We start from the raw sequence: 14,499 nt of genomic DNA, 5'->3' as shown, positions 1-14,499 counted from the left end.
GTCGAGGGAGAGGAGCCGCAGTGGCACGGTCAGGTGGCAGCACGGTCGCGATCGTGGGGGCGGGCGCCGTGGGCGCGACCCTCGCCTTCGCGCTCCTCATGCAGGGCGTGGCCCGGCGGGTGGTGCTCCACGACGTCAACCGGGCGAAGGTCGAGGCCGAGGCCCTCGACCTGGCCCACGGCATCCAGTTCATGCCGCACGCCCAGATCATCGGCTCCGACGACGTCGAGGCCTGCCGCGGCGCGGACGTCGTCGTCATCACCGCGGGCGCGAAGCAGCGCCCCGGGCAGACCCGCCTCGACCTCGCCGCGAGCACGGTCGGCCTCATGCGCACCCTGGTGCCCCGCCTCACCGCCGTCGCCCCCGACGCGACCTACCTCATGGTGACCAACCCCGTCGACATCGTCACCCAGGCGGCCCTGGCGATCTCCGGGCTCCCGCGCGAGCAGCTCTTCGGCTCGGGCACCGTCCTGGACACCTCGCGGCTGCGCTACCGCATCGCCCAGGAGACGGGGATCGCGGCGTCGAACGTCCACGCCTACGTCGTCGGTGAGCACGGTGACTCCGAGCTGGTCCTGTGGAGCTCGGCGATGATCGGTGCCGTCCCGCTCCTCGACTGGAGCAGCACCCACGCGCCGCTCCTCGACGAGCCCTCCCGCGCGGCGATCGCCGAGGAGGTCGTCACCGCCGCCTACAAGATCATCGAGGGCAAGGGGGCGACGAACTACGCGGTCGCGCTCGCCGCCGTCGGCATCATCCAGGCGGTGCTGCGTGCGGAGAACCGGGTGCTGCCCGTCTCCACCCTCCTCACCGACTACGTCGGCATCTCCGACGTGTGCCTGTCGGTGCCCACGGTCGTCGGCGGCGACGGCGCCCAGGAGCGGCTGCTGCCGCCGCTGACGCCGGGCGAGCAGGCCGGGCTGCGCGCCAGTGCCGAGCACATCCGTGCGGTGGCGCGCGAGCTCGGTTTCTAGAGGCTGCGCAGCACCGACACGACGCGGCCGAGGATCTGGGCGGCGTCCCCGTCGATGGGGGAGTAGGCCTCGTTGGCGGGCATGAGCCACACGTGGCCCTCGCGCCGCTGGAGGGTCTTGACCGTGGCCTCGTCGTCGAGCAGGGCCGCGACGATCTCCCCGTTCTCCGCCACGGGCTGGCGGCGCACGACGACCCAGTCGCCGTCGCAGATCGCGGCGTCGATCATCGAGTCGCCGCGGACCTTGAGGAGGAAGAGCTCCCCGTCCCCGACGAGCTGGCGGGGGAGGGGGAAGACGTCCTCGACGGCCTGCTCGGCGAGGATCGGCCCACCCGCCGCGATCCGGCCGACGACGGGCACGAAGGTGGGTGCGGGCGCGTCGCTGGCGTCCTCGGGGCTGCCCAGCTGCGGGCCGCGGACCTCGCTGCCGACGATCTCGATCGCGCGGGGGCGCTTCGGGTCGCGGCGCAGGTAGCCCTTGCGCTCCAGGGTGGTGAGCTGGTGCTTGACCGACGAGGGGCTGGTCAGCCCGACGATCGTGCCGATCTCCCGCATCGTCGGCGGGTAGCCGCGCTCGTCGACGCTGCGCCGGATGGTGTCGAGGACGAGGCGCTGCCGCTCGGTGAGCGCACCGTCGAGCGGCTCCTGGTCCGGGAGCTCGTGCACCGTCGCACCGCTGTCGGGCTCGTCCTGGCCTGCGTTCACGGCTCGTGCTCCTCGAATGTCAGTGGTCGGTGATGGGCTCGTCCTCGACAGCGTAGAAGGCCACCGGGCCGAGATCAAACATCTGTTCGACGGCGTGTCGACAGTGTCGGTCCGAGGCGGTACGGTGTCGCACAGACGTTCGACGTACAGACGTTCGAGGGAGATGACGATGAGTGCACTAGCGATTCCCGCGGTCCCCGTCCGCGAGGTGCCCGCCCGGCGCCGTGGGCACCTCCAGCTCGTGGGCCCCGGCTTCGTGCCCGCGGGTGCCCCCGCCCGCCAGGAGGCCGTCCGACCCGTACCGGCTGCGCGGCCCGCGGTCCGGCTCACGGCGCGCGGCCGCCTCGTCCGCTCGCTGCTCGTCATGGTCCTCGCGCTGACCGCGGCGGTCGCCGGCGGCAGCTGGGTCGGCGGGCTCGTCTCCGACGCCCAGGGCTACACCGGCCCCGTCGAGCGGGTGAGCGTGTCGGCCGGGGACACCCTGTGGGGCATCGCCGCGGCCACGGCGGCGGAGGGCCAGGACGTGCGCGAGGTGGTCGACGACATCCTCGAGCTCAACGGCCTCGCCTCGGGTGACCTCGCCGCCGGCCAGCAGCTGGTCGTCCCGGCCGGTTGAGCGGCGCCAGCCTTGCACCTCGCGCTCGGCCGCCCGTACCGTGCACCCCAGCGGTGCCGTACGGTGGCCCGTCCAAGCAGCGAGGAGCTCAGGGTGCACTGTCCGTTCTGCCGGAACGCGGACTCGCGGGTCATCGACTCGCGGACGGCGGACGACGGATCCGCGATCCGCCGTCGCCGCGAGTGCACGGCCTGCCACCGCCGCTTCACGACGATCGAGACCTCGAGCCTGTCGGTCGTTAAGCGCTCGGGCGTCGTCGAGCCCTTCAGCCGCGAGAAGGTCGTCGCCGGGGTACGCAAGGCGTGCCAGGGGCGGCCCGTCTCCGACGACGACCTCGCCCTCCTCGCCCAGCAGGTCGAGGAGACCGTCCGCGCCGCCGGCGCGGCCCAGATCAACGCCCACGACGTCGGGCTGGCGATCCTCGGCCCGCTGCGCGCCCTCGACGAGGTCGCCTACCTCCGCTTCGCCAGCGTCTACTCCGCCTTCACCTCGCTCGAGGACTTCGAGTCCGCGATCGCAGCGCTGCGCTCGGAGCGCCCCGTCGACCCTCCGTCCGAGGCGCCCGCCGAGGAGGCCTCGGCTACGCTGGACGCCAGCGAGCCCGGCTCGCGCTGACCACCGGTGACGGTGGCGGAGGGGAAGCCGCCACCGTCACCGGTCCTTCACCGGGTGCGTCCAGCCCAGATGTTGATGCCCGCGTCGACCGCGTGCCCGTCGATGCGCTCGAGCTCCTCGGCGCTGATCTCGAGGTTGTCCAGCGCCGCGAGGGTGTCGTCGAGCTGGGCGACGCTCGAGGCGCCGACGAGCGCCGTCGTCACCCGCGGGTCGCGCAGCACCCAGGCGATCGCCAGCTGCGCGAGGGTCTGACCGCGCTCCCGGGCGATCCCGGCCAGCGCCCGCACGTGGGTCAGGGTCCGCTCGGTGAGGAAGTCCTCGCTCAGCGGCCCGCCGCGGGCGGCGCGGGAGTCCGCCGGCACGCCGTCGAGGTACTTCTCGGTGAGCATGCCCTGGGCGAGCGGGGAGAAGACGACGTTGCCCATCCCCGCCTCCTCGGTGACGTCCAGCACGGAGGGCTCACCCTCCTCGACCCACCGGTTGAGCATCGAGTACGAGGGCTGGTGGACGAGCAGCGTCAGCCCGATCTCCCTGGCCACGGCCACCGCCTCCGCGGCACGCTCGGCCGTGTAGGAGGAGATGCCCGCGTACAGCGCGCGGCCGGAGTCGACGGCCGTCTTCAGCGCCCCCATCGTCTCGTGCAGCGGCGTCGTCGGGTCGTCGCGGTGGGAGTAGAAGATGTCGACGTAGTCGAGGCCGAGGCGGCGCAGCGAGGCGTCGAGCGAGGACAGGAGGTACTTGCGCGAGCCCCACTCCCCGTAGGGGCCGGGCCACATGCGGTACCCGGCCTTGGTCGAGACGACGAGCTCGTCGCGGTAGGGCGCGAGGTCCGTCGCGAGCAGCCGCCCGAAGAAGGACTCGGCGGCGCCCGGCGGGGGACCGTAGTTGTTCGCGAGGTCGATGTGCGTGACGCCGCGGTCGACGGCGTGCAGGACGATCTCCCGCTGGGTGTCCTCCGAGCGGCTGTGGCCGAAGTTCTGCCACAGGCCCAGCGCGATCGCGGGCAGGTCCAAGCCGCTGCGTCCGCAGCGGCGGTAGGTCATGGTGTCGTAGCGGTCCGGTGCGGCCTGGTAGGTCATGGCCACACCGTAGTGCCGGGCCGGTGCCCGCGCGCCGGTCAGTGCTCGGCGCGCAGCACCCGCAGCCGGATCGCGTCGGGCACCTCGTCCAGCGCCTGGCGGGCCTCGTCGGGCAGCTCGCCGCCGATGTCGGTGATGACGTAGCCCAGGTCGCCCCGCGTGCCGAGGATCTGGCCCTCGATGTTCGCCCCGCTCTCGGCGAAGGCCTGGTTGACCAGGGCGAGCGCACCGGGCGTGTTGCGGTGCAGGTAGGTCACCCGGTACCTCGCCGCCTCGGCACGGTCCAGGGCGAGCGGCGGGACGTTGACGCTCATCGTCGTCGTGCCCTCGAGGAGGTAGCTGGCGAGCTTGTTCGACACGAACGCGCCGATGCCCTCCTGGGCCTCCTCGGTGGAGCCGCCCACGTGGGGGGTGAGGATGACGTTGGGCAGCCCGCGCAGCTCGGAGTCGAAGGGGTCGCCGTTGCGCTTGGGCTCCTCGGGGAAGACGTCGACGGCGGCGCCGGCGATCGCCCCGGAGAGGACGCGCTCGCGCAGGGCGGCGTAGTCGACGAGGAAGCCGCGCGAGAGGTTGAGGAAGATCGCCCCGGGCCGCATCCGCTCGAACTGGGCGCGGCCGAACATGCCCGCGTTCCCGGCGCGGCCGTCCACGTGGAGGGTGACGACGTCGGCGACCTCGAGGAGCTCCTCGAGGCTGCCCATGCGGCGGGCGTTGCCCAGCGCGAGCTTCTCGGCCGTGTCGTAGAAGACCACCCGCATCCCCAGCGCCTCGGCGAGGACGGAGAGCTGGGTGCCGATGTTGCCGTAGCCGACGATGCCCAGCGTGCGGCCGCGCACCTCGTGGGAGCCGGCGGCGGACTTGTCCCAGCGGCCCTGGTGCAGGGCGCTGTCCTGGACGGTCAGGCGCCGGTTGAGCGCGATGATCTCCCCGAGCGTGAGCTCGACGACGGAGCGGGTGTTGGAGAAGGGCGCGTTGAAGACCGCGACCCCGCGGTGGGCCGCGGTGGCGAGGTCGATCTGGTTGGTGCCGATGCAGAAGGCGCCGATGGTCAGCAGGTCCGGCGCTGCCTCGAGGACCCGCCGGGTGACGGTCGTCTTGGAGCGGATGCCGAGCACCTGGACGCCGTCGAGGGCGGCGATGAGCTCGTCCTCGTCCATGGCACCGGTGTGACGCACCACCTCCAGCCCGGCGTTCTCGAGGGCGGTGTCGGCGTTCTCGTGGGGGTTCTCCAGAAGCAGTGCGCGCACCGGTCCATGGTGGCCCACCGACGGGCGCTGGGGGAAACCGATCCGCCCAGCGGACGGGTCAGTCGGTGAGGCCGGCGGGCAGCTCGCCGCGGTGGAGGACGTGCAGCAGCCGTGTGGGGCGGGTCATCGCGACGTAGAGGTCGCCCGGTCCGCCCGCCGCGACCTCCTGCGGCTCGACGAGCACGACGACGTCGAACTCCAGCCCCTTGGCGGTGACGGCGTCGAGCACGACGACGGGAGCGGCGAGCACGTCCCCGCCGGGCGCCTCGAGCGCGTCGCCCAGGCGCGGGGCGAGGAGCTCGCGGGTGGCCTCCACCCGCTCGGTGGCCGTGACGACGGCGAGGCGGCCCTGGCCCAGCGCGGCGTGCTCGGCGACGACGACCTCGGCCACCTCGCTGTCCGCGGCGACCCGCGTGACCCGCAGCGACCCGGGGACCGAGCGCGCGGAGCGGGCCGGGGCGGCCTGCGCCCCACCGGCGGCGCGCAGCACCCGGACGGCGGCGCTCATGACCTCGGCGGGCGTGCGGTAGTTGATCGTCAGGGCGGCGGTCCGCACGTGCTCGCTGGCAGCGTTCCCGAGCAGCTCGGTCCAGCTGCGGGCGGGCTGGTGGCCCGAGCGCTGGTCGAGGTCGCCCACGAGCGTCATCGAGCGGCTCGGGTTGCGGCGCAGCAACGCACGCCAGGCCATGGGCGAGAGCTCTTGCGCCTCGTCGACGACGATGTGGCCGTAGGTCCACTCGCGGTCCGAGGCCGCCCGCTCGGCGAGGGAGCGGCGCGCCTCGGGCGCGGCGAAGCGGGAGGCGAGCGTCTGGGCGTCGACCAGGCCGCCGCCGATGCCGTCCTCCCGGATGGCGTGCTCGGCGTAGGCGACCTCGGCGGCCCGCTCGGCGGCCCGCGCCAGCCGGGCGCGCTCCTCGTCGGGGTTCTCGAGGCGGCCGAGGAGCACGGCGAGCTCGTCGAGGAGCGGGAGGTCCGCCGCGGTCCACGGCGCGTCCGCGGGGCGCTGCAGCAGCCGGCGGTCCGCGGGGCTCAGGCCGCGGGCGTGGCGGGCGAGGAACGCCGGGTCGGAGTACAGGCGCCGCAGGAGCTGCTCGGGCGTCGTCGGCATCCACCGGAGGTTGATCTCGCGGCGGGCGTCGCGGGACTCGCGCAGGGACTGCAGCAGCCAGCCCTGCTCGGACTCGAGGTCCAGGCCCTTCTCCTCGGCCCAGCGGCGGGTGAGGGCGTCGAGCACGGCGGTGGCGTAGGTCCGGCGGGCCACGTTGTGGGGTCGGGAGCTGCGGCGGGCGCGCTCCTGCGCGGCGCGCACGTCCTCCGGCTCCAGGCGGACCTGCTCGCCGTCGACGTCGAGCAGGACGGTCTCCTCGAGGCGGCGGGGCAGCCCGCGCACCGCGTGGCGCAGCACCTGGGCCATGACGGCGCGCCCCTTGACGGCGGCGACCTCCTCCGGCTCCGTGCCGGTCGCCGGGACGTCGGCGAGGAGGTCCCCGAGGGTCGTCGCGACGACCCCGCTCTCGCCCAGCGAGGGCAGGACCTGCTCGATGTAGCGCAGGAACACCCGGCTGGGTCCCACGACGAGCACGCCGGAGCGCTCTAGGCGCTCCCGGTGGGTGTACAGGAGGTAGGCGGCGCGGTGGAGCGCCACCGCGGTCTTGCCCGTGCCCGGGCCGCCCTCGACGACGAGCACGCCCTCGGAGTCGGCCCGGATGATCTCGTCCTGCTCGGACTGGATCGTCGCGACGATGTCGCCCATGCGGCCCTCGCGGGCGGCGGCCATGGCCGCGAAGAGGGCGCCCTCACCGGTGAGCCCCTCGACGTCGGCCTCGGTGTCGAGGAGCTCGTCCTCCACCCCGGTGACCTGCCGGCCCCGCGTCATGAGGTGGCGCCGGCGCACGACGTCACCGCGCCGGGCCGCCGTCGCCTGGTAGAAGGGCCGCGCCGCGGGGGCGCGCCAGTCGATGAGGAGCGACTCCTGGTCCTCGTCGGCGATCCCGATGCGGCCGATGTACCGCTGGGAGGCGTCGGTGAGGTCGAGCCGGCCGAAGACCAGCCGGTTCTCCACCTGCTCGAGGCGCGCGAGCGTGTCCTCGTAGTGGACCGCGAAGGCGTCCCGCTCCGAGCGGTTCTGCGGCGTGCCGCTCGCCCCCTGCCGCCGGACCTCCTCCAGCCGCTGGCGGTAGCGGCGCCGGAGGTCGTCCAGACGCCCGTAGACGTGGTCGACGAACTCCTGGTCCGCCTGCCACGTCGTCTCTGCCTCGTTCGGCTGCACCGTGTCCCCGCTTCCGTCCTCGACCGGCAGACCATTATGGACGACGGCGCGCCTCCCGTGCGTCCGTCGGGCCCTCTGCCGCTGCGTACGATGTCGGGACCGACCGGAAGGACGACCGTGACCAGTGAGGCCCCCGCAGCCCTCCACCTGCTTCTCGTGGAGGACGACGACGGCGACGCCGTGCTCGTCGAGGAGCTGCTCCACGACGCGGGCATCGACACGGACGTCACGCGTGCGTGGAGCCTGGAGGCGGCCCTGGACGCCCTCGCGATGCCCGTCGACTGCATCCTCCTCGACCTCGGGCTGCCCGACGCCTCGGGCCTGGACGCGCTCCTCCAGCTGCGCCGCGCCTCCAGCGCCGCCGTCGTCGTCCTCACCGGCCTCGACGACGCGGACCGCGGGCTCGAGGCCGTCGGGGCGGGCGCCGACGACTACCTCGTCAAGGGCACCGTCGACGGCGACGGGCTGGGCCGGGCCGTGCGCTACGCCGTCGAGCGGCGCCGCGGCGACCACGAGCAGCGCTCGCAGGAGGAGGCGCGTGCCCGCGCCGAGGCCGTGAGCGAGCTCCTCTCGGCGCTGCGTCCGCAGCCCACGGTGCCCGGCGCCCCGGTGCGTGCGCTCGTCCGCGGGGACGAGCTCGCGCCCCTGACCCCCCAGCTGTGCGACGTCGTCGAGCGGCCCGACGGCTCGGTCCTCGCCCTCACCGGCACTGCCGCGGGCGGGGGCGCCGCGGCCGCCGGGCTCGCGGTCACCGTGCGCGCCGCCTTCCGGGGCCTGGCGCACAGCACCCTGCCCGCCGCTGAGGTCCTGGCCTCCCTGGACCGGGTGGTGGCCGCCCACGGCGGCTCGGTCGGCGCCGTCGTCGTCGAGCTGACGCCGCAGACGCGCACGGCGGTGAGCCACCTGGCGGGCCACCGGGCGCCGCTGCTGCTGTCCGCCGACACCGGTCCGCTCGTGGCAGCGGAGGTGAGCGGCGCGCCGCTCGGCTCCGGCCCGGGCACGCGGCCCGCCGTCCGGACCGAGCTCCGCGAGCAGGACCGCCTGCTCGTCCTGCACACCGCCGTCCTGGAGCAGGTGGGCGGGGGAGCGCCGGAGGCCTCCTCGCTCGGGGCGGTCCTCGAGGCCGCCTCCCGCGGCACCGGGGACGATCCCGCGCTCGCGGACACCGTCGAGCGCGCCGTGCGCGCCTACGGTCCCGAGCTGGAGGTCCAGTTCGTCCTCCTCGGCTGGGCGCCGTGAGGATGGCCCGCAAGGCCTGGACGCTGAGCAGCCGGCTGCGGACCGCGATCATCGCGGCCGGCGTCTCCCTCGGCCTCGTGCTCCTGCTCGCCGTCGGCGCCTTCGGCCAGCTCTCCCGCTACCAGGACGAGGTGACGGGCGTCGTCTTCAACGCCGTCGTCGAGCTCGAGGAGCTCCAGGCCGACCTCATCGACGCCGAGGCCGCGGTGCGGGCCTTCGCCCTGAGCGGGGACGAGGAGCTGCTCCGTCCCTACAGCGAGCTCGCCTACGGGCGCCCGGACCGGGTGCGCGCCGGGCTGGTCCGGATCCTGCCGCGGGTGCCCGAGCTCTCCGCCCACTTCGACCGGCTCGCCACCGCCACCGACGACTGGCGCGCCGGGTACGCCAAGCCGCTCATCGAGGCGACCCGTTCCCCGGACACCGACGTGGACCTGTCGCAGTGGCAGCAGACCGGCGTCGACCTCTTCGGCGACGTCCGCGACGCGCTGCGCGCCGCGCTGACCGACCTCATCGACTACCGCGCCGAGGGCGCCGAGGCGATGCTCGCGTGGCAGCGCGTCCTCCTCGGCTCCGTCCTCACCCTCGCGGTCCTCGGCCTGGTGACCGGCATCCTGCTGACCCACTACCTGCGCCGGTGGGTGACCGACCCGCTCGACGATCTCGCCGAGGCCAGCCGGGCGGTGGCCGAGGGGGAGCTGGAACGGCCCGTGTCCGTGACGGGGCCGAACGAGGTCGTCGCGCTGGGGCACGACGTCGACCTCATGCGCCGCCACCTCGTCGCCCAGATCGCCAGGACCGAGCAGGCCCGCCTCGAGCTCGAGGCCTCCAACCGCGACCTCGAGCAGTTCGCCTACGTCGCCTCCCACGACCTGCAGGAACCCCTGCGCAAGGTCGCCTCCTTCACCCAGCTCCTCGAGCGCCGCTACGGCGACCAGCTCGACGAGCGGGGGCACCAGTACATCGAGTTCGCCTCCGACGGCGCCCGCCGCATGCAGCGCCTCATCCAGGACCTCCTCGCCTTCTCCCGGCTGGGCCGCGGCGACGCCGAACCGACGCAGGTCCAGGTCGGGGAGTGCCTGACCGACGCCCTGGGCAACCTCTCGGAGATGCTCGAGGAGACCGGCGCCGAGGTGACGTCCGACCCGCTGCCGGAGGTCCTCGGCCACGCCGGCCTCCTCACCCAGCTCCTGCAGAACCTCGTGGCCAACGCCGTGAAGTTCCGCCGCCCCGAGGAGACGGCGCGGATCCACGTCGGTGTGCAGCGTGTGGGCTCGGAGTGGCTCTTCCGCTGCAGCGACAACGGCATCGGGATCGAGCCGCGGCACGCCGAGCGGGTCTTCGCGATCTTCCAGCGCCTGCACGCCAAGGACGCCTACAGCGGCACCGGCATCGGCCTGGCGATGTGCAAGCGCATCGTCGAGCACCACGGCGGCCGGATCTGGGTCGAGCACCAGGACCCCAGCGAGGGCACGACCGTGCGGTGGACGCTGCCGGCGTCCGGGCCCGAGGGGCGCGTGAGCGTCGAGTCGCGGCCGGAGGCGAGCGGTGAGCGTGCCATCATGAGCCCGGGCGCCGCCGGCGGCCCGCAGACGAGTGAGGTGGACGCATGACCGACATGATCGAGGTGCTGCTGGTCGAGGACGACCCCGGTGACGTCCTCATGACCGAGGAGGCCTTCGCCGACTACAAGGTCGCCAACCAGCTGACCGTCGTCGCCGACGGCGAGTCCGCCATGGCCTACCTGCGCAAGGAGGGGGAGTACGCCGGTGCCCCCACCCCCGACCTCGTGCTGCTCGACCTCAACCTCCCGCGGATGGACGGGCGCGAGGTGCTCGCCGAGCTCAAGGCGGACCCCGAGCTGCGCCGCATCCCGGTCGTCGTGCTCACGACGTCCGACGCCGAGGAGGACATCCTGCGCAGCTACAACCTCCACGCGAACGCGTACGTCACCAAGCCGGTGGACTTCGAGCGCTTCATCGAGGTCGTGCGCAAGATCGACGACTTCTTCGTGTCCGTGGTGCGTCTGCCCGGACGCTGAGGAGGCGAGCGCGGCGACCCGGGAATGCGGGCCGCCGCGCTCGCGTTCCACCCACAGATCCGAGTCGAGGAGGGAGTGACGGTGGTGGAGCTGTACGAGGTGCACCCCGAGGCAGGTGACGTCCGCGCACGCGTTCTCGTCAACGCGCTGACGGGGGCCATGGACGCCGGCCACGCCGCCGCGCTCGCCGCCCGCCACCTCACCACCACCCTCGAGCACCAGCGGCTGGTGACCTTCCACGCCGACGAGCTCATCGACTACCGGGCCCACCGCCCGCCGATGACCTTCGAGAACTGGCGCTGGACCGACTACGAGGAGCCCTACGTCGTCGTCGACGTCGTGCGCGACGACGAGGGCACCGAGGTGCTCCTGCTCCACGGCACCGAGCCCGACCTGCGGTGGGGCTCCTTCGTCGACGCCGTCATCGACCTCGTCGAGCGTCACGGCGTGCAGCGCACGATCAGCATCCACGGCGTGCCGATGGGTGTGCCCCACACCCGGCCCACGACCGTGACCGCGCACGCGAGCGAGCCCGGCCTCATCGCGGCGCAGCCGGAGATCATCGGCACGATCCAGGTGCCCGGCAGCGTCACCGGGCTCCTCGAGTACCGGCTCGGCCAGGCCGGCCACCAGGCCGTCGGCTTCTCCGCCAACGTGCCCCACTACCTCGCGCAGAGCCACTTCCACCAGGCCGCGGCCGAGCTGGTCCGCCAGACCGCCCGCTCCGGTGAGCTCGCCCTGCCGGTGGGCGACCTCGAGCAGGCGGCCACGGAGGCCGCCGCCGAGATCGAGCGCCAGGTCTCCGCCTCGCCCGAGGTCACGGCCGTCGTCCGGGCCCTGGAGCAGCAGTACGACGCCTTCATGAGGGGCGCGAACCAGGAGACCAAGGCGACGCTGCTCGCGCAGCCGGTCGAGCTGCCCACGGCGGACGAGATCGGTGCCGCCGTCGAGGCCTTCCTCGCCGACCAGGACCTGCCCGGCGGGGACGATCCCGGCCACGACGTGCCCGGCGAGAACCCCTCCACCCACGACGCCGAGTAGTCGTCGACGGCGGCGGACAGGCCGTCGTCAACGGCCTAGTCACGACGGCGCCGACGTGCCAGACTGGGCGCGTTGCAGTTGCAGTTCGCTTACGTATGACCCCTGGCCATGGCTGGGTTTAGCACGACGTGGGACGAGGCATTGCGGCACGACGGAGTGGGCACAGGGCCTGCTCCACAACGTCCCCGGAAGGACACAGCACATGGCACAGGGAACCGTGAAGTGGTTCAACGCCGAGAAGGGCTACGGCTTCATCGCGCAGGACGGCGGCGGCGCCGACGTCTTCGTCCACTACTCCGCGATCGAGTCCGACGGCTACCGCTCCCTCGAGGAGGCGCAGCGCGTCGAGTTCGAGATCACGCAGGGCCCCAAGGGCCCGCAGGCGGAGAGCGTCCGCGCGGTCTGACACCGAGCGTGTGAAGGGCCCGCACCGGGAACGGTGCGGGCCCTTCGTCTGCTCAGCCCTCGCCGGTGACGGCGGCGAGGTCGTCATGACGCGGCTGGTGCGAGCCGGCGAAGTCGGCCAGCTCGTCCCCGGCCACGAGCCGGACGGGCAGCGGCAGGCCGCGCAGCGCACGAGCCAGCCCGGGCGTGGCCACCGGCTGCGCCGAGCCGACGAGCACGACGTTGCCGTAGCGGCGGCCGCGGAGGATCGCGGGGTCGGCGATGAGGGCGACGTGCGCGAAGACCTCGCGCAGCGTGGCCACCTCCGTCCGGGCAACGGTGAGCGGGGGCCGGTCGGTGAGGTTGACGAGGTAGAGCCCGCCTGGCGCCAGGACGCGGCGGGCCTCCTGCGCCGCCTCGACCGTCCGCACGTGGGTGGGGACGGTGACACCGGCGAAGACGTCACGCACGACGACGTCCCACGCGCCGTCGGCGAGCGTCGTCAGGGCGGCGCGGGCGTCCGCCACCCGCACCCGCAGCCGCGGCGCGCGCGGCAGGTCGAACCACAGCCGCGACAGCCGGGCGAGCTCGGCGTCGATCTCGACGACGAGCTGGGTGGACCCCGGCCGGGTGGCCTCCAGCGCCCGGGGAAGCGCGCAGCCCGCGCCCCCGAGGTGGACCGCGCGCAGCGGCGCCGGTGGCGGGGGCCCGGCCTCGTCGAGGACGACGGTCATCTGCTGCATGTACTCGAACTCGAGGTGGCGGGGGTCGGCGAGGTCGACGTAGGAGCTCTCGGCGTCGTTGATGAAGACCGTGACGGCCGACGGGCGCGACGGGTCGCGCAGGAGCTCGACCACGCCCGTGGAGGTACGCACCGGCCCCTCGGGGAGGTCGGGGAGGGCCAGTCGCCTGCTGCGGCCGCGCCGTCGGGAGGGTGGGCGCTCGGGCATGCGCTCCAGGCTAGCCTGGACCCGAGATGAGCAGAGGTGAGCGCAGCGCCGCGGCCCGGCGCGACTGGGGCTCCGACGACACGGGCACGAACGTCCTGCACGTCGACATGGACGCCTTCTTCGCCGCCGTCGAGCTCCTCGACCGGCCCGAGCTGCTCGGGCGCCCGGTCATCGTCGGCGGTGAGCAGCGCGGCGTCGTCCTGTCGGCCACCTACGAGGCCCGCCGCTTCGGGGTGCACTCGGCGATGCCGATGTCCCGGGCCCGGGCGCTGTGCCCGCAGGCCGTCGTCCTGCCGCCGCACCACGACGTCTACACGCGTGTGTCCCGCCAGGTCATGGCGATCCTCGCCGACGTCACCCCCGTCATGGAGAAGGTGAGCATCGACGAGGCCTTCCTCGACGTCTCCGGGGCGCGGCGCCGTCTCGGCTCACCGGTGACCATCGCCCAGGCGGTGCGCGAGCGCATCCACCGCGAGCTCGGTGTGCCGGCCTCCGTCGGGGTGGCCGCGACGAAGTTCGTCGCCAAGCTCGCCTCGAGCCACGCCAAGCCCGATGGCCTGCTCCTCGTCCCGCGCGACGCGACGGTGCCCTTTCTCCACGCCCTGCCGGTGGGGGCGCTGTGGGGCGTGGGGGGGCGCACCCGGGAGCGGCTGCACGTCCACGGCATCGACACCGTGGCGGCGCTCGCGGCGCAGCCGGTCCGCACCCTGCACCGCATCCTCGGCGTGGCCGCGGGCCAGCGTCTCCACGACCTCGCCAACGGGCGCGACCCGCGCAGCGTCGAGCCCGAACGGGTGGAGAAGTCCGTCGGCACCGAGACGACCTTCGCGGCGGACGTCACCGACCGCGCCACTCTCGAGGCGGTCCTCCTCGACCAGGCGCACCGCACCGCCGCCCGGCTGCGGACGGCCGGTCTCGTCGGGCGGACGGTGGCGATCAAGGTGCGCTTCTCGGACTTCCAGACGATCACCCGCTCGCGGGCCGCGGAGGCGACGGACGTCGCGCACGACGTCTTCGCCGTCGCCCGTACCCTGCTCGACGACGTGAGCCTGCCACCGGGCGGCGTGCGGCTCCTCGGGGTGCGGGTCGAGCAGCTGCAGCCGGCGGGCGAGGGCGTCCAGCTGCGCCTTGGCGAGGACGACAACCGCCGTGAGGCGGAGACCGCGATGGACACGATCCGGCAGCGTTTCGGCCCGTCGGCACTGCGCCCCGCCTCGCTCCTGGACCGGTCTGCGGCGCCGCCGGACGACGTCGGTGAGGGGCGGGGGAGCGCTGCGGGCGACGTCCGGCGCGGGCGCTGAGGAGAGTCGGTCGCCGGTCGGCTTTCCCCCGGCGCTTCGGCG

At 73.9% G+C, this 14,499-nt stretch carries 14 protein-coding genes; 9 read left to right on the top strand and 5 right to left on the bottom strand.

Annotated elements, in window-relative coordinates; all coding sequences use genetic code 11:
- The first annotated feature begins 20 nt into the window (after window positions 1–20).
- Window positions 21–974, top strand: a complete 954-nt coding sequence (locus tag AA0005_RS12755; protein ID WP_413450547.1) for an L-lactate dehydrogenase — start codon at window positions 21–23, stop codon at window positions 972–974.
- Here AA0005_RS12755 and lexA read toward each other — a convergent pair.
- Window positions 971–1,678, bottom strand: a complete 708-nt coding sequence (gene lexA / locus AA0005_RS12750) for a transcriptional repressor LexA (RefSeq protein ID WP_413450546.1) — start codon at window positions 1,676–1,678, stop codon at window positions 971–973. The genes AA0005_RS12755 and lexA overlap by 4 nt on opposite strands.
- A 169-nt stretch (window positions 1,679–1,847) precedes the next feature.
- Between lexA and AA0005_RS12745 the strand changes: the two genes are divergently transcribed.
- Together AA0005_RS12745 and nrdR are read left to right on the top strand one after the other, a co-directional pair.
- The gene (locus AA0005_RS12745; protein ID WP_413450545.1) at window positions 1,848–2,294 is read left to right on the top strand and encodes a LysM peptidoglycan-binding domain-containing protein; all 447 of its coding nucleotides are present in this window, start codon (window positions 1,848–1,850) and stop codon (window positions 2,292–2,294) included.
- A 93-nt stretch (window positions 2,295–2,387) separates the two neighbouring features.
- Window positions 2,388–2,909 carry a transcriptional regulator NrdR gene (gene nrdR, locus AA0005_RS12740; protein WP_413450544.1) on the top strand — a complete coding sequence of 174 codons (522 nt, stop codon included), beginning with the start codon at window positions 2,388–2,390 and terminating at the stop codon, window positions 2,907–2,909.
- 47 nt (window positions 2,910–2,956) lie between these two features.
- Here nrdR and mgrA read toward each other — a convergent pair whose 3' ends face one another.
- Genes mgrA through AA0005_RS12725 form a run of 3 tightly spaced genes read right to left on the bottom strand, consistent with a single transcriptional unit; the run spans window position 2,957 to window position 7,504 of the window.
- Window positions 2,957–3,988, bottom strand: coding sequence for an L-glyceraldehyde 3-phosphate reductase (mgrA, locus tag AA0005_RS12735; RefSeq protein WP_413450543.1), 1,032 nt, complete (start codon window positions 3,986–3,988; stop codon window positions 2,957–2,959).
- Window positions 3,989–4,026: 38 nt separating this feature from the next.
- Window positions 4,027–5,235, bottom strand: coding sequence for a phosphoglycerate dehydrogenase (serA, locus tag AA0005_RS12730; RefSeq protein ID WP_413450542.1), 1,209 nt, complete (start codon window positions 5,233–5,235; stop codon window positions 4,027–4,029).
- 58 nt (window positions 5,236–5,293) lie between these two features.
- On the bottom strand, window positions 5,294–7,504 hold the full coding sequence (locus AA0005_RS12725) for a HelD family protein (protein ID WP_413450541.1): 2,211 nt from the start codon (window positions 7,502–7,504) through the stop codon (window positions 5,294–5,296).
- Window positions 7,505–7,621: 117 nt separating this feature from the next.
- Here AA0005_RS12725 and AA0005_RS12720 point away from each other — a divergent pair, with 117 nt between their 5' ends.
- The 5 genes from AA0005_RS12720 to AA0005_RS12700 all read left to right on the top strand — a co-directional run bounded on the left by AA0005_RS12720 (window position 7,622) and on the right by AA0005_RS12700 (window position 12,228).
- Entirely contained in the window at window positions 7,622–8,743 is a 1,122-nt protein-coding gene (locus AA0005_RS12720) for a SpoIIE family protein phosphatase (protein WP_413450540.1), read from the top strand.
- A 2-nt stretch (window positions 8,744–8,745) separates the two neighbouring features.
- The gene (locus AA0005_RS12715) at window positions 8,746–10,353 is read left to right on the top strand and encodes a sensor histidine kinase (RefSeq protein WP_413453096.1); all 1,608 of its coding nucleotides are present in this window, start codon (window positions 8,746–8,748) and stop codon (window positions 10,351–10,353) included.
- Entirely contained in the window at window positions 10,350–10,781 is a 432-nt protein-coding gene (locus AA0005_RS12710; RefSeq protein ID WP_413450539.1) for a response regulator, read from the top strand. The genes AA0005_RS12715 and AA0005_RS12710 overlap by 4 nt, the downstream gene beginning before the upstream one ends.
- Before the next feature lie 81 nt (window positions 10,782–10,862).
- Window positions 10,863–11,822 (top strand): proteasome assembly chaperone family protein, encoded by a 960-nt coding sequence (locus AA0005_RS12705; protein ID WP_413450538.1) that lies wholly within the window; start codon window positions 10,863–10,865, stop codon window positions 11,820–11,822.
- A gap of 202 nt (window positions 11,823–12,024) precedes the next feature.
- Window positions 12,025–12,228 (top strand): cold-shock protein, encoded by a 204-nt coding sequence (locus AA0005_RS12700; RefSeq protein ID WP_284250509.1) that lies wholly within the window; start codon window positions 12,025–12,027, stop codon window positions 12,226–12,228.
- Between the two features lie 52 nt (window positions 12,229–12,280).
- Here the strand turns inward: AA0005_RS12700 and AA0005_RS12695 are convergent, their stop codons facing one another.
- Entirely contained in the window at window positions 12,281–13,156 is an 876-nt protein-coding gene (locus AA0005_RS12695) for a spermidine synthase (protein ID WP_413450537.1), read from the bottom strand.
- Between the two features lie 26 nt (window positions 13,157–13,182).
- Between AA0005_RS12695 and dinB the strand changes: the two genes are divergently transcribed.
- Window positions 13,183–14,457: a DNA polymerase IV gene (dinB, locus tag AA0005_RS12690; protein WP_413450536.1), complete on the top strand. Its 1,275-nt coding sequence runs from the start codon at window positions 13,183–13,185 to the stop codon at window positions 14,455–14,457.
- Window positions 14,458–14,499 lie beyond the last annotated feature (42 nt).

It is taken from the genome of Georgenia phoenicis, assembly GCF_047302425.1.
GTDB lineage: Bacteria > Actinomycetota > Actinomycetes > Actinomycetales > Actinomycetaceae > Oceanitalea.
Note: the sequence above shows the minus strand (reverse complement) of the source record. Positions and strands in the feature narration are given on the sequence as shown.

What these genes read in the sequence shown, in the direction of transcription:
- AA0005_RS12745 (WP_413450545.1), top strand. Translation starts at nt 1,848, where the DNA reads ATGAGTGCACTAGCGATTCCCGCGGTCCCCGTCCGCGAGGTGCCCGCC.
- mgrA (WP_413450543.1), bottom strand. Translation starts at nt 3,988, where the DNA reads ATGACCTACCAGGCCGCACCGGACCGCTACGACACCATGACCTACCGC.
- AA0005_RS12715 (WP_413453096.1), top strand. Translation starts at nt 8,746, where the DNA reads ATGGCCCGCAAGGCCTGGACGCTGAGCAGCCGGCTGCGGACCGCGATC.
- AA0005_RS12710 (WP_413450539.1), top strand. Translation starts at nt 10,350, where the DNA reads ATGACCGACATGATCGAGGTGCTGCTGGTCGAGGACGACCCCGGTGAC.
- AA0005_RS12700 (WP_284250509.1), top strand. Translation starts at nt 12,025, where the DNA reads ATGGCACAGGGAACCGTGAAGTGGTTCAACGCCGAGAAGGGCTACGGC.
- AA0005_RS12695 (WP_413450537.1), bottom strand. Translation starts at nt 13,156, where the DNA reads ATGCCCGAGCGCCCACCCTCCCGACGGCGCGGCCGCAGCAGGCGACTG.
- dinB (WP_413450536.1), top strand. Translation starts at nt 13,183, where the DNA reads ATGAGCAGAGGTGAGCGCAGCGCCGCGGCCCGGCGCGACTGGGGCTCC.